General features: G+C 65.4%; 14 protein-coding genes, 1 tRNA gene and 2 riboswitches. Of the genes, 11 read left to right on the top strand and 4 right to left on the bottom strand.

From position 1 onward, the window contains the following. The first annotated feature begins 84 nt into the window (after positions 1-84). On the top strand, positions 85-924 hold the full coding sequence (locus tag CI15_RS05660; RefSeq protein WP_062125124.1) for a DMT family transporter: 840 nt from the start codon (positions 85-87) through the stop codon (positions 922-924). A gap of 19 nt (positions 925-943) precedes the next feature. Further along, positions 944-1,666 (top strand): sulfite exporter TauE/SafE family protein, encoded by a 723-nt coding sequence (locus CI15_RS05665; RefSeq protein WP_062125126.1) that lies wholly within the window; start codon positions 944-946, stop codon positions 1,664-1,666. Positions 1,667-1,951: 285 nt separating this feature from the next. Here CI15_RS05665 and CI15_RS05670 read toward each other — a convergent pair. Next, a tRNA-Arg gene (locus CI15_RS05670) sits at positions 1,952-2,027 on the bottom strand. 307 nt (positions 2,028-2,334) lie between these two features. Between CI15_RS05670 and CI15_RS05675 the strand changes: the two genes are divergently transcribed. Beyond that, positions 2,335-3,228 (top strand): c-type cytochrome, encoded by an 894-nt coding sequence (locus tag CI15_RS05675; RefSeq protein ID WP_062125127.1) that lies wholly within the window; start codon positions 2,335-2,337, stop codon positions 3,226-3,228. Positions 3,229-3,348: 120 nt separating this feature from the next. On the opposite strand, the gene CI15_RS05680 is transcribed toward CI15_RS05675, so the two are convergent. Continuing rightward, positions 3,349-5,439, bottom strand: coding sequence for a UvrD-helicase domain-containing protein (locus tag CI15_RS05680; protein ID WP_062125128.1), 2,091 nt, complete (start codon positions 5,437-5,439; stop codon positions 3,349-3,351). 308 nt (positions 5,440-5,747) lie between these two features. Between CI15_RS05680 and CI15_RS05685 the strand changes: the two genes are divergently transcribed. From CI15_RS05685 to CI15_RS05720, 8 genes are all read left to right on the top strand, one after another. Continuing rightward, positions 5,748-6,797: an oxidoreductase gene (locus tag CI15_RS05685; protein ID WP_062125129.1), complete on the top strand. Its 1,050-nt coding sequence runs from the start codon at positions 5,748-5,750 to the stop codon at positions 6,795-6,797. A gap of 216 nt (positions 6,798-7,013) precedes the next feature. Then, entirely contained in the window at positions 7,014-7,364 is a 351-nt protein-coding gene (locus tag CI15_RS05690) for a hypothetical protein (RefSeq protein ID WP_062125131.1), read from the top strand. 207 nt (positions 7,365-7,571) lie between these two features. After that, positions 7,572-7,675: riboswitch (glycine riboswitch) on the top strand. Between the two features lie 22 nt (positions 7,676-7,697). Then, positions 7,698-7,860, top strand: a riboswitch (glycine riboswitch). Positions 7,861-7,940: 80 nt separating this feature from the next. Beyond that, positions 7,941-9,059, top strand: a complete 1,119-nt coding sequence (gcvT, locus tag CI15_RS05695) for a glycine cleavage system aminomethyltransferase GcvT (protein WP_062125132.1) — start codon at positions 7,941-7,943, stop codon at positions 9,057-9,059. Between the two features lie 61 nt (positions 9,060-9,120). Continuing rightward, positions 9,121-9,501, top strand: coding sequence for a glycine cleavage system protein GcvH (gcvH, locus tag CI15_RS05700; RefSeq protein WP_062125133.1), 381 nt, complete (start codon positions 9,121-9,123; stop codon positions 9,499-9,501). 82 nt (positions 9,502-9,583) lie between these two features. Further along, complete coding sequence (gene gcvP, locus CI15_RS05705; protein WP_062125135.1) at positions 9,584-12,520, top strand: aminomethyl-transferring glycine dehydrogenase; 2,937 nt, start codon at positions 9,584-9,586, stop codon at positions 12,518-12,520. Positions 12,521-12,648: 128 nt separating this feature from the next. Beyond that, complete coding sequence (locus tag CI15_RS05710) at positions 12,649-13,776, top strand: alginate lyase family protein (RefSeq protein ID WP_062125136.1); 1,128 nt, start codon at positions 12,649-12,651, stop codon at positions 13,774-13,776. Between the two features lie 29 nt (positions 13,777-13,805). Continuing rightward, on the top strand, positions 13,806-15,194 hold the full coding sequence (locus tag CI15_RS05715; protein WP_062125137.1) for an L-serine ammonia-lyase: 1,389 nt from the start codon (positions 13,806-13,808) through the stop codon (positions 15,192-15,194). Positions 15,195-15,350: 156 nt separating this feature from the next. Beyond that, positions 15,351-17,069: a thiamine pyrophosphate-binding protein gene (locus CI15_RS05720; RefSeq protein WP_062125138.1), complete on the top strand. Its 1,719-nt coding sequence runs from the start codon at positions 15,351-15,353 to the stop codon at positions 17,067-17,069. A gap of 85 nt (positions 17,070-17,154) precedes the next feature. Here CI15_RS05720 and CI15_RS05725 read toward each other — a convergent pair whose 3' ends face one another. Continuing rightward, the gene (locus tag CI15_RS05725; RefSeq protein ID WP_062125140.1) at positions 17,155-18,303 is read right to left on the bottom strand and encodes a branched-chain amino acid ABC transporter substrate-binding protein; all 1,149 of its coding nucleotides are present in this window, start codon (positions 18,301-18,303) and stop codon (positions 17,155-17,157) included. 87 nt (positions 18,304-18,390) lie between these two features. Beyond that, the gene (putA, locus tag CI15_RS05730; protein WP_062125141.1) at positions 18,391-22,320 is read right to left on the bottom strand and encodes a trifunctional transcriptional regulator/proline dehydrogenase/L-glutamate gamma-semialdehyde dehydrogenase; all 3,930 of its coding nucleotides are present in this window, start codon (positions 22,318-22,320) and stop codon (positions 18,391-18,393) included. Positions 22,321-22,573 lie beyond the last annotated feature (253 nt).

Consider the following 22,573-nt stretch of genomic DNA (forward strand, 5'->3'; position numbering starts at 1 on the left):
CTTTTCTAACGGAAAAGGCCAATTTATCTGGTTTGTCAGCCTCCGACAAGATAGGTAATCTCGCCTGAAAGACCGGAGTCACTCATGCCTACAGATGTCCTGCTTCTCGTCCTTCTGGCCGCGTTTCTGCACGCAAGCTGGAACGCCGTCGTGAAATCGAGCCCGGACAAGTTTCTCGACATCGTGTTTGTGACCGCCAGTGCGGCCATGCTTTGCGTGGTTGCGATCCCGTTCCTGCCGTTGCCTGCAGGCGGCAGTTGGGCTTACATCACGGTGTCGGCGGCGATTCACGTGCTGTATTTCGTGCTGATCGGCGCGGCCTATCGCAGCGGCGACATGAGCCACGCGTATCCGCTGATGCGGGGCGCTCCACCGCTGCTCGTTGCGCTGGCGAGCGGTCCGCTGATCGGCGAGCGGCTAAGTGCGGGCGAATGGAGCGGCATCCTGCTCATCTGCGCCGGCATCCTGGGGCTGCTGATGGCGAATCCGCCGGCCATCGATACCGCGCGCACCACGCGCCTGGCGCTGCTGAATGCCGCGACCGTCGCCGCCTATACGCTGGTCGACGGGACAGGCGTGCGTTTGTCCGGGCATCCGGCGTCCTACACGATGTGGATGTTCGCTCTCACGGCGCCGCCGATCCTGGCGTGGGCGATCGCGCGGCGGAAAGAAGACGCGCTGCGGCATCTTCGGGCCCGCTGGTATCTCTTGCTCATGGGCGGCGCTTGTACGCTGGCAGCGTACTCGCTCGTGTTGTGGGCGATGACGCACGCGCCGATCGCGATGGTTGCCGCCCTGCGCGAGACCGCGATTATCTTCGGCACCGCTATTTCAGCGGTCGTGCTTCGCGAGCGCTACGGTTATGGCCGGCCCGCTGCCGCGTTCGTTATTCTGCTCGGCGTGCTCGCGCTTAAAACGATGTGACACGAAATACGGGGATGCGATGGGACATCTGGTCGTTCTCGCAGTCGGGTTGATGGCGGGCGTATTGAGCGGCGTGATCGGCACGGGGTCGTCGATGCTGCTGATGCCCGTGCTGGTGATCCTGTACGGCCCCCAGCAGGCCGTGCCGATCATGGCCATCGCCGCAATCATGGGCAATCTCGGCAAGGTGCTCTCGTGGTGGCGCGAGATCGACTGGCGCGCCTGCGCCGCCTACTGCGCGACCGCGGTGCCCAGCGCAATCGTCGGCGTGCGCACGCTGCTCGCACTGCCGCCACACGTCATCGACGTCGCGCTCGGCGTCTTCTTCATCGCGATGGTGCCAACGCGCCGATGGCTAGCGCGGCGCTCGATCCGGTTTACGCTCGTCCAACTTTCGCTGATTGGGGCGGTGGTCGGCTTTCTGACGGGCATCGTCGTGTCCACGGGGCCGATCACCGTGCCGGTCTTCATGGGCTATGGGCTCGTCAAAGGCGCGTTTCTCGCCACCGAGGCCGCCGGTTCTTTGGCGGTGTATGGCGCCAAGGTGTCAGTGTTCGAGCATTTTGGCGCGCTTCCTGAGCATGTGATGGTGGACGGCCTGGTTACCGGGTCGTCGATCATGCTTGGGACCTTCTGTGCGCGGCGTATCGTTGCGCGAATGTCGCCTGGGGCGTTCAGGCTCGTGGTCGATGGGTTGATGGTTTCGTCGGGGTTGTCGCTGCTCTTTGCGGCTGGGCGGTAAGCGAAGGCTATCGGCTCTATCGATGCGCGCAGACGGCGCGGATTCCAGAGAGGTCGGCCGGATCGAAGTGCTGGTGAACAATGCAGCGATCATCGCGCGGCAGTCCCGCCTGGAGGACCTCGAATTCGAGCGCATGCGGCGTATCTTTGCGGCAAATGGGAGCGGCGCCGAACCGTTCGCATATGAGAGGCTTACGGTCGCGCTCAACAAAGAAAAAGGCCCTTGGCTTATGCCTAAGGGCCTTGTCTGGCGCGGGTTTCCGCGATATTTACTGTTCTTTCAATTTGGCGCGCCCGGCTGGGATCGAACCAGCAACCCCTGCCTTCGGAGGGCAGTACTCTATCCATTGAGCTACGGGCGCATCACCACAAACTGCGGGGAATCTTCGCGAAAGCCTGACGACCAGAACGGCCTCGACGCCAACGCGAGAGACCGCAAGGATACCCGGTTTCGGCCGCACCGTCCACCGGACGGCCTCCCACGCCCACTCCGGCCACCTCGACCCAGCGCGCCACCGTTCTCACCGATGCGGGTAAACGCCTGCTGAACACCGTCCGGGCCCCCTCGCCGTCGCTGAAACCTTGCGTCTATAATCGTCCGTGGCTGATTAAGAACAAGAAGTTGCCGTCGCGCTGTACCGCTCACATACCCACGGAGACGAGACAAGCATGAGCGAAGCACCACACGGAGCCCCGATCAAAACCCCAGCACAGCTCATCGCCGCGGTCATCGCCGGGTTTGCTGTACCCATCATCATCATCGTTCTGCTCGCCGTCTACGTCGACAATTCGACGCGCACCGGCGCCGGCACCGACTCCCTCGCCGAAGCCCAAGTCAACTCCCGTATCCATCCGCTCGCCCAGGTCGACATCCGCGACGCCAACGCGCCGCGCGTCTACAAGAGCGGCGAGGAAGTCTACAAGGCGGTCTGCTCGGCGTGTCACGCATCGGGCGCGGCAGGCGCGCCGAAATTCACCAACACCGCCGACTGGGCGCCGCGCATCGCGCAAGGCTTCGACACGCTGTGGCACACCGCGCTGTCCGGCAAGGGCGCCATGCCGCCGCGCGGCGGCACGAGTCCCGACGACTACAGCGACTTCGAAATCGCGCGCGCGGTCGTCTATATGGCGAACAACTCGGGCGCGAGCTTCCCCGAACCGGCGCAGCCGGCGGCGGGTGCGGCCGCGGCATCGGGTGCTGCCGCCGCGGCGGGCGCCTCCGACGCGGGCGCTGCACAGCAGGCCGCCGCAGCCATGGCCGCGATGGCCAGCGTGCCGCAAACTGCCGCCCCCGCAGCAGGCGGCGCGCAAAGCGCAGATGCCTCGCAAGCCGGCAAGGCGCTGTATCAGTCGGTATGCCAGGCCTGTCACGCGGCCGGCGTGCTGAACGCGCCCAAGTTCGGCGACAAGGAAGCGTGGGCGCCCCGCCTGAAGGATTCGATGGATACGGTCTACAACTACGCGCTGCATGGCAAGGGCGCCATGCCGCCGAAAGGCGGTTCGAACGCGTCGGATGCGGACGTGAAGGCCGCGGTCGACTACATGGTTAGCGCGGTGAAGTGAAGCGGGCGGCAGCGGCCGCCGATGAAATGAAAAAATCCCTGCATGCGCGAACGCGATGCAGGGATTTTTTTATGAGCAACGGCACGCGAGCGCACCTGGCAGCCACTAAAAGCCGCCCCATCAAGCCTTCTGCAACAAAGCCTTCAAACTCGCGAGCCGATCCTTCGGCGACATCGGCGCCTCTTCCGGCGTCGGCGGCGGCGCATCGTCGAGCAGCATCTCGTTGATAAAGCGCGACGGCTCGCAGACGATCGTCTCCCGCGCGCGCTTGCGCTTCTTGCACCAATTCAGATGCAGGCTGCGTTGCGCGCGCGTGATCGCGACGTACATCAACCGACGCTCCTCCTCGATACGCGCGTCGTCGATCGGTTCGTCGTCCGCGCCGCCGCGATGCGGCATGATGCCTTCCTCGACGCCGACCAGGAACACGTGCGGATACTCGAGTCCCTTCGACGCATGCACGGTCGACAGCCGCACCGCATCAGGATCTTCCTCGCGGCCTTCGAGCATCGACATCAGCGCGACGGTCTGGATCAGGCCGAGCAGATTCTTGCCGGTGTCGCCGAAACCGTCGGCGGTGTCGTAGCCGGTCGCCTCGCTGCCGCTGCCGGGTTGCGGCTCTTCCTTCGTGCCCTTGCGCTTCAACCACTCGATGAACTCGAGCACGTTCTGCCACTTCGCTTGCGCCTGGCGTTCGTCGAACGCGTCGTACAGATAGGCCTCGTAGTGGATCGCGTCCATCAGCTCGTCGAGCAGCGTGCCGGCCGCGTCTCTTTCCGCGCGGTCGGTCAGGCGCTGCATGAAGTCGCAAAACGCGCGCATCGGCTCGATCTGGCGCGGCGACAGACGCGCTTCAATGCCGCCCATGTAGACCGCCTCGAACAGCGACACCTTCGCCTGACCCGCGAACGAGCCGAGCGCCTCCAGCGTCGTATTGCCGACCCCGCGGCGCGGTGTCGTGATCGCGCGAATGAAGGCGGGGTCGTCGTTCGCGTTGGCGATCAGGCGCAGGTACGCGCAGATGTCCTTGATCTCGGCCTTGTCGAAGAACGACTGGCCGCCCGACAGCACATACGGAATCCGTTCACGGCGCAGCACCTGCTCGAAAATCCGCGCCTGGAAGTTGCCGCGATAGAGGATCGCGTAGTCGCGAAAATTCGTGCGCCGCTCGAACTTGTGCGCGGACAGCCGGAACACGACGGACTCCGCCTCGTGCTCTTCGTCGTTGCAACCCGTCACGGTGATCGTGTCGCCCATACCGTGCTCGGACCACAGCTTCTTCTCGAACAGCTTCGGGTTGTTCGCGATCACGTTGTTCGCGGCGGTCAGGATGCGCACCGTCGAGCGGTAATTCTGTTCGAGCTTGATCAGGTGCAGATTCGGAAAATCCTTGCCGAGCTGCCCGAGGTTTTCGAGGGTCGCACCGCGCCAGCCATAGATTGCCTGATCGTCGTCGCCGACCGCCGTGAACGCCGCACGCTTGCCGGCCAGCAGCTTCACCAGTTCGTACTGGCACGCGTTGGTGTCCTGGTACTCGTCGATCAGCAGATAGCGCAGCTTGTTCTGCCAGCGGTCGCGCACCTGCTCGTTACTCGCGAACAATTCGGCGGGCAGGCGGATCAGATCGTCGAAATCGACCGCCTGGTACGCGTGCAGCGTCGCCACGTAGTTGCGATAGACGATCGCCGCCTGATGCTCGTCCTCGGTCGACGCGGTCGCGATCGCCTGCTCGGGCATGATCAGGCCGTTCTTCCACAACGAAATGATCGACTGGATCTTGCGGATGAAGCCTTTGTCGGTCGAGCCGACCTGCTCCTGGATCATGCCGAAGCAGTCGTCGGAATCCATGATCGAGAACTGCGGCTTCAGGCCGACGTGCTCCGCCTCCTGCCGCAGAATCTGCACGCCGAGCGAATGGAAGGTACACACCGTCAACTGGTTCACCGGCACCTTGCGGCCTTCCTTGCCCGGCGTCGTCAGGGTCTTGCCTTCGAGCAGCTTGCCGACGCGCTCGCGCATTTCCGCCGCGGCCTTGTTCGTGAACGTGACGGCGGCGATGTGGCGCGGCTCGAAGCCCTTCGCTTCGATCAGGTGGGCGATTTTCTGCGTGATCACGCGCGTTTTGCCACTGCCCGCGCCGGCGAGCACGAGACAGGGACCGTCGAGATAACGGACCGCTTCACTTTGAGCGGGATTCAGGCCTGCGGACATCGTGTGTGGATGGGTAATACGGTTGAGGGCCGCTGAGGTCGGACTGGCGGGAGGTGCCGGCCGAAGGCCCGGGACATGCTGCGCGGCGCAATGCGCGCGAGAGGTGCGATGTTAACACGGACGACGCGACGGACACCGCGATGGGCCGCGCAATCCACGCCCTCGCCGACCCGGACGCCCGACGGACCGCGCGCGAGCGCCGACCGCAATGCTGAGCCCCCAGCCCCGCCCACAAATGCCACAATAATGAGATTGCGCGCCCCCGCCGCGGTGGCAAGACGGCGCGCCGTTCCTCCAGGAAGACTCGCATGTCCGGATCGCTGAAGATTGGATTGATGGGCTACGGCTTCGCCGGCGCGACGTTTCACGCACCGGTAATCGAACATTGCGGACGCGCGAGCGTCGCCGCGATTGCGACGGGCCAAGCCGAGCGCGCGCGCGCCGACTATCCGCACGCGAGAATCGTCGCCGATCTCGACGCGCTGCTTGGGCTCGACGACATCGACTGCGTCGTGATCGCGACCCCCAACGACACGCACTTCGACCTCGCGCGCCGCACGCTCGAAGCCGGCAAGCACGTGGTCGTCGACAAGCCGGTCACGCTGAGCGCCGCCGACGCCCACACCCTGGCCAACATCGCGCTCGCGCGCGGCAAGCTGTTCGCGCCCTTTCACAACCGGCGCTGGGACGGCGATTTTCTGACTGTGCGCGATCTGCTCGCGCGCGTGGAACTGGGTCGCGTCACGCATTACGAATCGCATTTCGACCGCTTCCGGCCGGGTGTGCGCCAGCGCTGGCGCGAGGACGTGACGCGCGGCGGCGGTCTGCTGTTCGATCTCGGTCCGCATCTGATCGACCAGGCACTCGCCCTCTTCGGCGCGCCGCAGACGGTCTCGGCGACGGTACGCACGCACCGCGACGAAGCGGGCGCACCTGACTACGTGCACATCCAGCTCGGCTATGAAGATTTCGAGGTGATGTTGCACGCAAGCGCGCTGACCGCATTGCCCGGGCCGCGCTATGCGATCCACGGCACGCGCGGCAGCTATGTGAAGTACGGGCTCGACACCCAGGAGGATCAGCTGAGAGCCGGCCTGCGCCCTGGCGACGAAGGCTTCGGCGCCGGCAATACCCCCGGTGTGCTGCGCGTGTTGGAAGGCGACGAGGAAGTCGAGCGCGAATGGCCGACCCGCAACGGCGAGTACACCGGCTTCTATATTGCGTTGGCCGACGCGATCCAGAACGGCGTCGCGTTCCCGATCCGCACGCAGGACGCGGTCGACGTGATGACCATCATCGAACTGGCCGCGCGCAGCTCCGAGCAAGGTGTGCGGCTGCCGTTCGAGCGCATTCGCTGAACCTCGCGCCGCTGGGCTCCGGCATCGCCCCACCCCGCTTTGTGTACCAAAAACGGCGCGGCCTTTCGCGCTGCGAAGACGGTCGGTGCGGGCCTTCCTGACACGCCGGAAAGGAACATAACGTTACAAATTCGCCCGCTGCCGGGTCAGCGGGCGTTCGTCGTCATCCGTTGCTAGCGGGGTATCCCCCATACGACAACGACTCCTGGAGAATCCATGTCTCGAATCATCCGTGCCCTTGCCGCTTGCGCGCTGCTCAGCTCCGTCGCCGCCTGCGTGGTGACGCCTCCGCCCGCGCCGCATCCGGGCCCCACGCCGCAGCAGATCGCGGATCAGCGCCTGCATCAGGTCGACGGCCGCATCGACAATCTCGCGCACCGCGTCGACGTCCACGTGAATCAGGGCTATTACCCGCCGCCGCAAGGCGCCGGGCTGCATCACCGTCTCGAGACGATCCGCCAGGAAGCGCATGACATGGCCGCGCAGCATGGCGGCGGTTTGTCCGCGGAAGAGCAGCGCGTGCTGAATCAGGAGCTGGATAACGCCGCTCATGCGATCGGCGAGTAAATCGGCAAGCCCGGTCGGCAACCGGGCTCACAGCTGAGCACCCACTCCCGCTCATCGTGCGGTGACGGATAGCGCCGGCAGAAGCAATCCCAAAGCGCGGGCCTCCCGGTTCGCGCTTTTCTTTTTGATGCCTCCGCACCGCCGCGCCCGCCTCCACACTGCTCCCGGGCCTTTATTTGACAAGCCTCGGCCCGTCGCGTACATTCGCCGCACGCGTCGGGAGAGCGCGCTGGCAGGCGAAAAAAACGCCGGCCGCGCCGCCGAAGGGGCACACCCGCAAACTCTCAGGCAAAAGGACCGACTGCGTCGAAAGAACCCGCCTTTCCGGCGGTTTTTTCGCACTCTGGAGAGCGGCAGTAGCCATCCGCGTCGCACGTCGTGCACAGCAGGCAGGCTGCCCACCGAAGGGGCGCGCGTTTCACGCTGACTCATCGAGCTCATTGAGCAGGAGTCGCGGCGACGCAATCTCTCAGGTATCGAGGACAGAGGGGTCATGTAGCACCACGCTCGCAGGCACATCGCCGCGAGGCGTTGCGCCGCATGGCCTTTTTTGTTTCGCGAGACGCCCGAGGCCCCATGACCGTACTCAAACACACCCCGCTTCACGCCGCTCACCGCGCGCTCAACGCCCGCATGGTCGACTTCGGCGGCTGGGACATGCCCGTCAACTACGGCTCGCAGATCGAGGAACATCGCGCGGTGCGCACCGACGCCGGCATGTTCGACGTGTCCCACATGTGCGTGGTCGACTTCACCGGCGAGCGCGTGCGCGCGTTCTTCGAATACGCGCTCGCGAACAACGTCGCGAAGCTGCAAACGCCGGGCCGCGCGCTCTATTCCTGCATGCTGAACCCGAACGGCGGCGTGATCGACGATCTGATCGTCTATTACTTCGCCGAAGACCACTTCCGCGTGGTCGTCAACGCCGGGACCGCCGATAAAGACATCGCCTGGTTCGGCCAGCTCAACGCCGACGGCGGCTTTGGCCTCACGATCACGCCGCGCCGCGATCTCGCGATCGTCGCGGTGCAAGGCCCGAACGCGCGCGAAAAAACCTGGCAAACGGTGCCGGCCGCGCGCGCCGCGACCGAAGCGCTGAAGCCGTTCAACGCCGCGCGCGTCGACGGCACGCCGTTTGGCGAGCTGACCATCGCGCGCACCGGCTATACCGGCGAAGACGGCTTCGAGATCATCGTGCCGGCCACGCATGTCGAAGCGCTGTGGAACGCACTCGCCACCCAGGGCGTGCGCCCGGCCGGTCTCGGCGCGCGCGACACGCTGCGCCTCGAAGCCGGCATGAACCTGTACGGCCAGGATATGGACGACAACGTCTCGCCGCTCGACGCCGGCCTCGCCTGGACCGTCGACCTCACCTCGCCGCGCGACTTCGTCGGCAAGAGCCGGCTCGCAGCCGATGGCTCGCGCACCGCATTCGTCGGCCTGATCCTGTTGAAGGACAACGGCAAGGCGGCTGGCGTGCTGCGCGCGCATCAGAAAGTCGTCACGCCGCACGGCGACGGCGAAATCACCAGCGGCACGTTTTCGCCGACCATGCAGGAATCGATCGCCTTCGCGCGCGTGCCGAAAGGCGTGCAGCCGGGCGACACCGTGCACGTCCAGATTCGCGACAAAGCCTGTCCCGCAAGCGTGGTAAAACTGCCGTTCGTGCGCAACGGCAAGGTGCTGGCGGTCTGAGCGGCCGGCGCACGCACCCAACATTCAAACCACTACCGAACCTACCGTTTAGGAGCATCCGATGAGCATCCCGGCCGATCTGAAATACACCGAATCGCACGAATGGGTCCGCACCGAAGCGGACGGCACGCTGACGGTCGGCATCACCGACCACGCGCAGGAAGCGCTCGGCGACATCGTCTTCTTCGAGGTCCAGGAACTGGGCAAGTCCGTGAGCGCGGGCGACACCGTCGCCGTGATCGAATCGGTGAAGGCCGCTTCCGACATCTACGCGCCGGTTTCGGGCGAAGTCATCGAAGCGAACCCGGCCGTCTCCGACTCGCCGGACAGCGTGAACAGCGCGCCGTACGACAGCTGGCTGTTCAAGATCAAGCCGGCCGCCGATGCGACGCTCGACCGCCTGATCGACGCCGACGCGTACGCGAAGTCGATCGGCGCCTGAGTCGCAGTCTGAGTCACCTTTTGTTTTAACCGTCAGGCACGGCGCCCGCCCATCGGCGCGCGCCGCGCCGCCAGGAACACCCATGAAGCTCGAACACCCGGATCGTCTGATGAACCGCACTCCTCTCTCGCTCGCCGCGCTCGAAGTGCACGACGCCTTCGCCGAACGGCATATCGGCCCGGATGCGGCCGACCAGCAAGCGATGCTCGAAGCACTCGGCTTCGCGTCGCGCGCGGCATTGATCGATGCCGTCATCCCGAAGACGATCCGCCGCACCGAAGCGCTGCCGCTCGGCCCCTTCGCGCAGCCGAAGAGCGAAGCCGAAGCGCTCGCCTCGTTGCGCGAACTCGCGGACAAGAACCAGGTGTTCCGCTCCTACATCGGCCAGGGCTATTACAACGCCCATACGCCGACGGTGATCCTGCGCAACGTGCTGGAAAATCCGGCGTGGTACACCGCGTACACGCCGTATCAACCTGAAATTTCTCAAGGCCGTCTGGAAGCGCTGCTGAACTTCCAGCAGATGGTCACCGACCTGACCGGCCTCGCGATCTCGAACGCGTCGCTGCTCGACGAAGCGACCGCCGCCGCCGAAGCGATGACGCTGCTGCAACGTGTGGGCAAGCCGAAGTCGAACGTGTTCTTCGTCGCCGACGACGTGCTGCCGCAGACCATCGAAGTCGTGAAGACGCGCGCGACGCCGGTCGGCATCGAAGTGAAAGTGGGCCCGGCCGCTGACGCCGCCAACGCGAACGCGTTCGGCGTGCTGCTGCAATACCCGGGCGTGAACGGCGACGTGCGCGACTACCGCGCGCTGACCGAAGCGATCCACGCGGCGGGCGGCCATGTCGTGGTCGCCGCCGACCTGCTCGCGCTGACGGTGCTCACGCCTCCGGGCGAATGGGGCGCGGACGTCGCGGTCGGCAACACGCAGCGTTTCGGTGTGCCGGTCGGCTTCGGCGGCCCGCATGCCGCGTACCTCGCGGTGCGCGACGAATTCAAGCGGCAGATGCCGGGGCGCTTGGTCGGTGTGACGGTCGACGCGCAAGGCAACCCCGCGCTGCGTCTCGCGCTGCAAACGCGCGAGCAACACATCCGCCGCGAAAAGGCGACCTCGAACGTCTGTACCGCGCAGGCGCTGCTCGCGATCATGGCGAGCATGTATGCGGTCTATCACGGCCCGCGCGGCCTGAAGACGATCGCGCTGCGCGTGAACCGCATCGCCGCGCTGCTCGCCGAAGGCGCGAAGCAACTCGGCTACAAGCTCGTCAACGAGACGTTCTTCGACACGCTCACGTTCGAGACGGGCGCACGCACCCAGGCATTGCATGACGCCGCCGCCGCCAAGCGCATCAATCTGCGCCACGTGAGCGACACGCGCGTCGGCATCTCGATCGACGAAACCACGACCCGCGGCGATCTGGCCGACCTGCTGGCTACGTTCGCGCAAGCCGCGTTTGCCGGCGATGTGCCTCAAGTCGATGCACTCGACGCCGCGTTGAGCGCAGCGGATGTGTCGTCGGTGCCGGCTGAACTCGAACGCACGAGCGCGTACCTGACGCATCACGTGTTCAACCGTCACCATTCGGAAACGGAAATGCTGCGCTATCTGCGCAGCCTGTCGGACAAGGACCTCGCGCTCGATCGCTCGATGATCCCGCTCGGTTCGTGCACGATGAAGCTGAACGCGACCTCGGAAATGCTGCCGGTCACGTGGCCCGAGTTCGGCCAGATCCACCCGTTCGCGCCGGCCGAGCAGACCGTCGGCTATCGCGAGATGATCGATCAGCTCGAACAGATGCTCGTCGCCGCCACCGGCTACGCGGCCGTGTCGCTGCAGCCGAACGCGGGCTCGCAGGGCGAGTACGCCGGCCTGCTGATCATTCACGCGTATCACGCGTCGCGCGGCGAAGCGCATCGCAACGTCTGCCTGATTCCCGCTTCGGCGCACGGCACGAACCCGGCGTCGGCGCAGATGGCCGGCATGCAGGTCGTGGTCGTGGCATGCGACGCGCAGGGCAACGTCGATATCGAAGACCTGAAGAAGAAGGCCGCGCAACACGCCGACAAGCTCGCGGCGATCATGATCACGTATCCGTCGACGCACGGCGTGTTCGAACAGAACGTCCGTGAAATCTGCGAGATCGTGCATGCGCACGGCGGCCAGGTGTACGTGGACGGCGCGAACATGAACGCGATGGTGGGTCTATGCGCACCGGGTCAGTTCGGCGGCGACGTCTCGCACCTGAACCTGCACAAAACGTTCTGCATTCCGCACGGCGGCGGCGGACCGGGCGTCGGTCCGGTCGCTGTCGGCGCGCACCTCGCGCAGTTCCTGCCGAACCAGACTTCGTCGGGCTACGAGCGCGCGGAGAACGGCATCGGCGCGGTATCGGCCGCGCCGTACGGCTCGGCGTCGATCCTGCCGATCTCGTGGATGTACATCGCGATGATGGGCGCGAAGAATCTGACCGCCGCGACCGAAACCGCGATCCTCAACGCGAACTACGTCGCGAACAAGCTCGCGCCGCACTATCCGGTGCTGTACTCGGGCCCCGGCGGCCTCGTCGCGCACGAGTGCATTCTCGATCTGCGTCCGATCAAGGACACGAGCGGCATCACCGTCGACGACGTCGCCAAGCGCCTTGCCGACTACGGCTTCCACGCGCCGACGATGAGCTTCCCGGTCCCGGGCACGCTGATGGTCGAGCCGACCGAGTCGGAGTCGAAGGAAGAGCTCGATCGCTTCATCGAGGCGATGATTGCGATCCGCGAGGAAATTCGCGCGGTCGAGGAAGGCCGCTCGGACCGCGAGGACAATCCGCTGAAGCACGCGCCGCACACGGCGGCGGTCGTGATCGCCGACGACTGGAAGCATACGTATGCGCGCGAAACGGCTGCCTACCCGTTGAAGACGCTGCTCGCGAACAAGTACTGGCCGCCGGTCGGCCGCGCGGACAATGTGTACGGTGACCGCAACCTGTTCTGCTCGTGCGTGCCGATCGCGGACTACGAGTAAATTGCACGAGCCGGCGGGTCGCCACGCGCGGCGCTGTGAAGGTCCATCAGCGTGCGCCGGCGATCCTGTCGTCGAAGGCCGCAACCGGCTAACATCACACACCGAATCAGCCTAACGAGGAGTTTCGCATGGCGCGAAAGGTGCGATTGATGCAAAGCCGGGCCGAAGCAGCCGCCCGTGCGTGGCGGCCCGCTTACGCGATGCTGCTGGCCGCTGCGGCCGTGCTGCTGCCGCTGCGCGAGGCGCAGGCCGCGATGAATTTCTGTGCGGCGCCCGCGCTGCAAACGAGCGAGCGCACCAATGCCGATCCCGGCGTCAAGGCACTAGTCGCCAACGTGCAAGCCCATCTGAACGAGCAACCGCATGCGCTCGCGAAACTGCACACCGAGGGCACCCTGCCGCACGAGGGCATTTACGATCAGAGCGTCGAAGCGGAGAAGGATCTCGACCTGCTGCGCGACGCCGCCCTTGCGTGGCGCGCGACCAGCGACGACCGCTTTCTGAAGCTGGTCGACCGTTTGTTGTATGCGTGGGTCACGACCTATCAGCCGAGCTTCAATCCGATCGACGAGACGCGATTCGAAGGACTGATCCTCGCCTACGACATGACCGCGAGCGCGCTGCCCGTCAAAACGCGCAACGCGGCGATGGCGTTCCTGACGAAATTCGCGGCCGGCTATATCGCCCAGATCGACGCGCAGCCGCGGCCGCTCACCGGCACATTCCGCAACAATTGGCAGAGCCACCGCATCAAGCTGATCGCGATGGCCGCGTTCACGCTCGACAATCGCAAGATGATCAATGCCGCGCAGCGGCTGTTCGTCGAGCACATCGGCGACAACATCGCGCCGGACGGCTCGACGATCGACTTCGGCGAGCGCGATGCGCTGCATTACGTGACCTACGATCTGCAACCGCTGGTCACGGCCGCGCTCGCCGCGCGTCGCCACAACCGCAACTGGCTGCAGGAGAAGGGCGCGAACGGCGCGACGCTGCTCGCCGCGCTGAACTGGCTCGTGCCGTTCGCTACCGGTCGCGAGACGCATGAGGAATTCGTGCATTCGAACGTCGCGTTCGATGCAAAACGTCGCGAAGCCGGCTTGCCCGGCTATTCGGGTCAATGGGATCCGAAGAACGCGACGGAACTGTTTCACCTGGCGGCGCGTCTGGACGGACGCTTTACGCCAGTCGCGCTGCAGCTCGCACCGACGCCGCCCGCGTGGCTCGCCGTGTGTTTGCCGCTGCCGGCGCGCTAAACCACTTACCTATCGGCAGGGAGCAGTACATGGCAGTCAGCGTCTTCGACCTCTTCAAAATCGGCATTGGTCCGTCTAGCTCGCATACGGTCGGGCCGATGCGCGCGGCGCTGATGTTCGTCCAGGGACTCGAGCGCGACGGGCTGCTCGATACCACCGCGTCGGTGAAAGCGGAACTGTACGGCTCGCTCGGCGCGACCGGCAAAGGGCACGGCACCGATCGCGGCGTGATGCTCGGCCTGATGGGCGATGCACCCGACACCGTCAATCCCGAGACGATCGCGCAACGGCTCGAAGCGGTGCGCGTGTCGAAGAAGCTCGCGCTGCTCGGCACGCATGACGTGCCGTTCGTGCTGAAAGAGCACATTGCGTTTTATCGCCAGGCGCTGCCCGAGCATCCGAACGGCCTGAAGCTTTTCGCGTTCGATGCGCAGGGCGCGACGCTGCGCGAATCGACCTATCTGTCGGTTGGTGGCGGCTTCGTCGTGACGGCCGGCGCGCCGAACACGAAAGTGCTGAGCGCTGTCGATCAGCTTCCGCATCCGTTTCGTACCGGCAACGAATTGCTCGCGCTGTGCGCCTCGAGCGGCAAGAGCATCGCGCAGCTGATGTGGGAAAACGAACGCGTCTGGCACAGCGAGGAAGAAACGCGCGCGGGTCTGCTGAAGATCTGGGACGTGATGCAATCGTGCGTCGCGCGCGGCTGCGGCATCAACAATCCCGATGCCGATGGTCACCTGCCCGGACCGTTCCAGGTGAAGCGGCGCGCGCCGCAGCTGTATCGCGCGTTGACCGGCAACCCTGAGCGCGCGCTGCAGGATCCGCTGTCGATGGTCGACTGGATCAACCTTTACGCGATCGCCGTCAACGAAGAGAACGCCGCGGGTGGGCGCGTCGTCACCGCGCCGACCAATGGCGCGGCGGGCATCATTCCGGCCGTGCTGCATTACTACACCCGCTTCATGCACGGCGCGAACGAGCAGGGCGTGATCGACTTCCTGATGACGGCCGCGGCGATCGGCATCCTGTACAAGCTGAACGCCTCCATTTCCGGCGCGGAAGTGGGCTGCCAGGGCGAGGTCGGCGTCGCGTGCTCGATGGCCGCCGGCGCGCTGGCCGCCGTGATGGGCGGCACGCCCAAGCAGGTCGAGAACGCCGCCGAAATCGGCATGGAGCACAACCTCGGGCTCACCTGCGATCCAGTCGGCGGCATGGTGCAGATTCCGTGCATCGAGCGCAATGCGATGGCATCGGTGAAGGCGGTCAATGCCGCGCGCATGGCGTTGCGCGGTGACGGCAGCCACTACGTGTCGCTCGATTCGGTGATCAAGACGATGCGCGAAACCGGCGCGGACATGAAGACCAAGTACAAGGAAACGTCGCGGGGCGGACTCGCGGTGAATATCGTCGAGTGCTGAGTGCCTGAATCCGGCGCGATGCGGCGCGGCGCTGCGCCATGACAGCGCCCACATGCTCAGCGTAAGCTGTCGAAGCGCCCATCGGCCGCTGTTGCATGTTCCGCCGATGCGGCTCCATCCCATCGCACACCCGCACTACCAGGAGGCTTCTTCGCAATGTCGCTGCCGAATGCTCCCGTTTCCGCTTCCCAACCCGCACGCACAACTGGCGCACGTCTCGTCGTCGATGCGTTGCTCACGCATGGCGTCGAACGCGTGTTCTGCGTTCCCGGCGAGAGCTTTCTCGCCGTGCTCGATTCCCTGCACGACGAAACCGCGCAGATCCAGACGATCGTCTGCCGTCATGAAGCCGCGGCCGCGAACATGGCCGAAGCCGTCGGCAAGCTGACCGGCCGCCCGGGTGTCGCGCTCGTTACGCGCGGACCGGGCGCGACCCATGCATCGATCGGCGTGCACACCGCGTTTCAGGACTCGACGCCGATGATCCTGCTGATCGGCCAATGCGCGCGCGAGCATCTCGATCGCGAGGCATTCCAGGAGATCGACTATCGACGCATGTTCGGTCAGATGGCGAAGTGGGTCGCGCAGATCGACGACCCGAAGCGCATCCCCGAATACCTCAGTCATGCGTTTCACACGGCCACCTCGGGTCGGCCGGGTCCGGTCGTGCTGGCGCTGCCCGAAGACGTGTTGAGCGATGCCTGCGACGCGGTGCCTGGCGCGCCCGCGTATCACCGCGTGGCGGCATCGCCGTCGGCCGCACAGATCGCGAAACTGGGCGAGTTGCTCGAAGGCGCCCAACGGCCGATGGTGATCGCCGGCGGCAGCGGCTGGACGCCGGCCGCATGCGCGGACCTGCAACGCTTCATCGAAAACTGGCAGTTGCCGATCGGCCTCGCGTTCCGCTTCCAGGACACGCTCAATAACGACCATCCGAACTACGCGGGCGATGTCGGTCTCGGTATCAATCCGGCGCTCGCACAGCGCATTCGCGACGCCGACCTGCTGCTTACGCTCGGCCCTCGCCTCGGCGAAGCGACCACCAACGGCTACACGCTGTTCGACATCCCGAAAACGAAGCAGACGCTCGTGCACGTGCATCAGGGCGCGGACGAACTCGGCCGCGTATATGCGGCTGATCTGCCGATCGTCTCCGGCATGCCTGAACTTGCGGCGATGCTGGCGGAGCTGAAGCCGTCGTCTGGCAAGCTCGCCTGGGCCGGTGCCGCCGAGGATGCGCATCGCGCGTATCTGGAATGGCGCAAGCCGCGCGCGATCCCCGGCGATGTGCAGATGGGCGAAGTGATCCAGCAGTTGCGCGCGCACTTGCCCGACGACGCGATCCTGACGAACGGCGCGGGCAACTACGCGACGTGGTTGCATCGACATTTCTCGTATCGGCACTTCCGCTCGCAACTCGCGCCAACGAGCGGCGCGATGGGCTACGGCGTGCCGGCCGCGCTTGCGGCGAAGTCGCTCTATCCGCAACGCGCGGTGGTCGCGCTCGCCGGCGACGGCTGCTTCATGATGGCCGCGCAGGAACTCGCGACAGCGATGCAATACGACCTGCGCGTGCTGTTCATCGTCGTCAACAACAGTCACTTCGGCACGATTCGGATGCATCAGGAGCGGCACTATCCGCATCGCGTGCATGGCACCGGGCTCACGAATCCGGACTTCGCCGCATTCGCGCGATCGTTCGGCGCGCATGGCGAGACCGTCGAACGTACCGAGGATTTCTTGCCGGCGTTGCAACGCGCGATCGAATCGCAACTGCCGGCCGTGATCGAAATTCGCATGCCGCAGGAAGCGAGCACGCCCGCTGCGACGCTCGAGCAAATCCGTGAGCAGGGCAGGAAGATGCGCGGGGAGTAGCGGAGCGACATTTGCGGTTTGCGGTCCAACGAAAAACCCCGCCGAAGCGGGGTTTTTTCATCATCAGACGCGCTCAGCAAGAAACTTACTTGCCGCCCACGCTTTGCAGCGTCGTCCACTTGCCATCGACGACCTTGTACAGCGTGATACCGCCGTTCTTCAGATCGCCGCGCGGGTCGTACGCGAGATCGCTCGTCGTCACCGCCGGCTTCGACGTCTTCGCGAGCACCGGCAGGTACTTGGCCGGATCGGTCGAGTTCGCGGTCTTCATCGCGGTGAACATCGCCATCGCGCCATCGTAGGCGTACGGCGAGTACGTTTGCACGTCTTCGTTGAAGCGCGCCTTGTACTTCTCGACGTACGCCTTGCCGCCCGGCATTTCTTCGAGCGGCAAACCGGCGAGCGAGGCCACCGTGCCGTTCGCCGCATCGCCCGCGAGCTTGATGAAGGTCGGCGTGTGAACCATTTCGCCACCCATCAGCGGTGCCTTCACGCCGAGCTGCTTCATCTGCTTGACCATCGGTGCCGCTTGCGAATCCGCGCCACCGTAGTAGATCAGATCCGGGCTCGACGACTTCAGCTTGGTCAGGATCGACTTGAAGTCAACGGCCTTGTCGTTCGTGTATTCACGATCGACGATCGTGGCACCTGCCGCCTTCGCAGCCTTCTCGAACTGATCGGCAAGACCCTGGCCGTAAGCGGTGCGGTCGTCGACGATCGCGATCTTCTTCATGCCGAGGTTCTTCACCGCGAACGTGCCAGCGACCGAGCCTTGCTGCGTGTCGGACGTCATCATGCGGAAGGTGGTCTTGAAGCCTTGCTGCGTGTATTCCGGTGCGGTCGCCATCGCGATCTGCGGAATGCCCGCGTTCGCGTAGATGCGCGAGGCCGGAATCGTCGTGCCCGAGTTGAAGTGGCCGAGCATGCCCTTGATGCCGTCATCCACGAGCTTCTGCGCAACCGTCGTGCCGGTGCGCGGGTCGGCCTGGTCGTCGGCCGAGTCGAGCACGAAGCGAACCTGCTTGCCGCCGATCACCGGCTTCGTCGCGTTGAACTCTTCGACCGCGAGCACGATGCCGTTCTGGAAGTCCTTGCCGTAGTGCGCCTGCGCGCCCGTCATCGGACCGGCGAAACCGATCTTCACGTCTTCCGTCGATTGAGCATTGGCCGTCCCCGCCAGCGACATTGCGGCAACCAGAGCTGCGCCTGCCAGCTGTTTCATTGTGTGTTGCATAGCTTCTCCTTGATACCAGGTGTGGATGAAGCGGTTTCGGGGTCGCCGTGCCGCTTCCGTTCTATTGAGTCGATCGCCGAGGTTCGCTCAACCGATCGTCATCAAATTCGCATTGCCGCCTGCCGCCGCGGTGTTCACGCTGACCGAGCGCTCGGTCAGCAGACGCTCGAGCACGTAATCCTCGTCGCCGCTCGCGAGCGCACGGGCCGCGACACCCTGCACCGACACGATCGGACCCACGCGCTTCGCGACCTCCTTCACGAGCGTGAGCAACTCGTCGCTGTCGCCTTCGAACAGCACGGCGTCGAACGGCGCATCGGCGCTCTTCTTCACGCTCGCGTGCGCCTTCAGCGACGCGGGCAACTGCGAGACCAATTGTTCGCCCGCCGCGCCTTCGAACAACGCACGATTTCCCGTCGCCAGCGCGGCCGCGAACTGCACGCGCGCGCCGCTCGCCGTCGACGCAATGCACAGCACCGTGCCACGCGGGCCCAGCGTGTAGGTATTGCGCTCGCCGGTCGGCCCCGACAGCACCGTGGTCGCGCCCGCCGGCACATGCGTCAGATAGCCGTCGCAACGCGCCGCAAGCTGCGGCTCGCGCTCGGCGATCAGCCAGTCGCGCAGCGCGGTCAGCGCGGCTGCCGGATTGTCGCCCTTTTCCGCCGCCTGCGGTACTTCGACCACCAGCGCCTGCGCGAGCGACTTCGGCAAACCAGCCGGCCGCGTCGCGAGCAGACGCTGCAGATACAGCGCACCGCCGGCCTTCGGCCCCGTGCCCGACAACCCTTCGCCACCGAACGGCTGCACCCCGACCACCGCGCCGATCACGTTGCGGTTCACGTAGATGTTGCCCACGTGCGCCCGGCTGATCACGTGTGCGATCGTTTCGTCGATGCGAGTGTGAATGCCGAGCGTCAAACCGTAACCAGTCGCTCGAATCTGTTCGAGCAGCTTGTCGAGCTGGCTGCGGCGATAGCGCACCACGTGCAGCACCGGACCGAACACTTCGCGCTTCAATTCGTCGATGCTGTCGAGCTCGATCAGCGTCGGCGGCACGAAGGTGCCCTGCGTCGTGCAGTCCGGCAACGACAGTTGCTCGACCTTGCGACCCTTGTCGCGCATCGCCGCGATGTGCGCGTCGATGCCGCGCTTCGCGTCGAGATCGATCACCGGGCCGACGTCGGTCGACAGGCGGTCCGGATTGCCGAGCGCCAACTCGCGCATCGCGCCCGTCAGCATTTCGAGCGTGCGGTCCGCGACATCGTCCTGTAGACAAAGAACGCGCAACGCCGAACACCGTTGACCGGCGGAGTCGAATGACGATTGCAGCACGTCCGCGACCACCTGCTCGGCGAGCGCCGACGAGTCGACGATCATCGCGTTCTGGCCGCCGGTTTCGGCGATCAGCGGAATCGGCTTGCCGTCCGGATCGAGTCGGCCGGACAGCGTCTTGTTGATCAGACGCGCGACTTCGGTCGAGCCGGTGAACATCACCGCCCGCGTGCGCGGATCGGCGACCAGCGCGGCGCCGACCGTTTCACCATTGCCCGGCAGCAACTGCACCGCGCCCGCCGGCACGCCCGCTTCGCGCAGAATCCGCACCGCCTGCGCGGCGATCAGCGGCGTCTGCTCCGCCGGTTTCGCCAGCACCGTGTTGCCGGCTGCGAGCGCGGCTGCCACCTGGCCCATGAAAATCGCCAACGGGAAATTCCACGGGCTGATACAGACCACCGGACCGAGCGGCCGATGCGTGTCGTTCGAAAACTCGTCGCGGATCTGGGTGGAGTAGTAGCGCAGGAAGTCGATCGCCTCGCGGATTTCCGCGACCGCGTTGGCGAGCGATTTGCCCGCTTCGCGCACCACGAGCCCCATCAGCGTATGCATCTGCGCTTCGAGCAGATCGGCGGCACGCGCGAGGCAATCGGCGCGCGCCTCGACCGGTGTGGCCTGCCAGATCGGCGCGGCGGCCACCGCGTGGCCGAGCGCGGCGCTCACATGTTCGGCGGTTGCCTCGACGACCGTGCCGACGATGTCGCGTTGGTCAGCCGGATTGCGCACGTCGCGCGCGGCGCCGACGGCGATCTCGTTGTCTTCGAGCATCGGCGCGGCGCGCCACGGATGATGCGCACTCGCGAGCAGCGCCGACGACAGCGACGCGAGCCGATGTTCGTTCGACAGATCGAGGCCCATCGAATTGAGCCGTTCCGCGCCATACAGATTGCGGGGCAGCGGAATGCGCGCGTGCGGCGCGCCGAGCGGCACGATCTTCGACGCTTCCTCGACCGGATCGGCGACCAGGTCCTTGATCGCGACGGTTTCGTCGGCGATGCGATTCACGAACGACGTATTCGCGCCATTCTCGAGCAGACGGCGCACGAGGTAGGCGAGCAGCGTTTCGTGCGTGCCGACCGGCGCGTACACGCGACACGGACGGTTCAGCTTGTCGCGGCCGGTGACCTCTTCGTACAGCGGCTCGCCCATGCCGTGCAGGCACTGGAATTCGTACTGGCCGGGGTAGTAGTTGTTGCCGGCGAGGTGATAGATCGCCGACAGCGTATGCGCGTTGTGCGTCGCGAACTGCGGATAGACGGCATCGGGCGCGCCGAGCAGCTTTTTCGCGCAGGCGAGGTACGACACGTCGGTGTAGATCTTGCGCGTATAGACCGGATAGCCTTCGAGGCCGTCGACCTGCGCACGCTTGATTTCCGTGTCCCAGTACGCGCCCTTCACGAGACGCACCATGATGCGGTGACGGCTGCGGCGCGCCAGATCGACGATGTAGTCGATCACGAACGGGCAGCGCTTCTGATACGCCTGCACGACGAAGCCGATACCGTTCCAGCCTTGCAGTTCCGGATCGAAACACAGCGCTTCGAGCAGATCGAGCGACAGTTCGAGTCGGTCGGCTTCCTCCGCGTCGATATTCAGGCCGATGTCGTAGCGGCGCGCGAGGATCGCGAGCGAGCGCACGCGCGGCAGCAGCTCGCTCATCGTGCGTTCCTGCTGCGCGCGCGAATAGCGCGGATGCAGCGCCGACAGCTTGATCGAGATGCCGGGGCCTTCGTAGATACCGCGGCCGCCCGCGGCCTTTCCGATCGCGTGGATCGCCTGCTCGTACGACGCGTAGTAGCGCTGCGCGTCGGCCTCGGTGGTGGCCGCTTCGCCGAGCATATCGTACGAATAGCGGAATCCGCGCGCCTCGTACTTGCGGCTGTTCGCGAGCGCCTCGGAGATGTTCTCGCCGGTCACGAACTGCTCGCCCATCAGGCGCATCGCCATGTCGACGCCCTTGCGGATCAGCGGCTCGCCGCCTTTGCCGATCAGGCGGGTCAGCGCCGACGACAGATTCGTCTCGCTGTTGGTGGTCACCAGCTTGCCGGTGATCATCAGCCCCCAGGTCGCCGCGTTGACGAAGAGCGACGGCGCCTGGCCGACGTGCGATTTCCAGTCGCCCTTGCTGATCTTGTCGCGGATCAACGCGTCGCGGGTCGCGCGGTCGGGAATGCGCAGCAGCGCCTCGGCGAGGCACATCAGCGCGACGCCTTCCTGGCTCGACAGCGAAAACTCGTGGATCAGCCCTTCGACGCCGCCGCCCTTGCTCTTCGAGCGCAGCGTTTCGACGAGCTTGCTGGCCATGGCCTGCACGTCGCCCCCGAGGTTGGCCGGCAGACGCGCCTGGCCGAGCAGGAACGGCACGCATTCGGGTTCAGGGCGGCGATAGGCGGCGGTAATCGCCGCGCGCAGCACCGATTGCGGTTGCACGTTCTGCGCGAAATCGAGAAACGGATGCGACGCGCCTTCTTCGTCGTTCTCGACCGCCGCGCCGTCGACGAGATCGGTCGAGCCCGCCGCGCCCGACAGTTCGGCCGGCAACTGGCCGTGCTCGATCTTCTCGAGGTAGGCGAAGATCGCCTGCTTGATCAACCAGTGCGGGGTGCGCTCGAGACGGGTGGCGGCATCTTTGAGCCGCGAACGCAGGAGGTCGTCGACCTTGACGCCAAGGGTGGTGCTAGCCATGTTTCCTTCTTTGATACCGGGCGGGAGCCTGGCGAAAGACTAAAAGTTGGGCGAATCGTACGCCTCCCAATAAAAAGGTGCAACCAGATCGATAGACTGGTTGCACCGCGTCGAGAGCCTTATCGGGCGCGGGTTTCCCGGCGACGGCCGACGGCCGGAGCGATGCGTTTGCGATCGGTACTTTCCCTGGCGTGATTCTTTTTGAAATAAGCCTTATCAAACGACTTCGCGCGCCGATATACAGAAGCACGGC

Source organism: Paraburkholderia monticola (assembly GCF_001580545.1).
GTDB classification, from domain to species: Bacteria; Pseudomonadota; Gammaproteobacteria; order Burkholderiales; family Burkholderiaceae; genus Paraburkholderia; species Paraburkholderia monticola.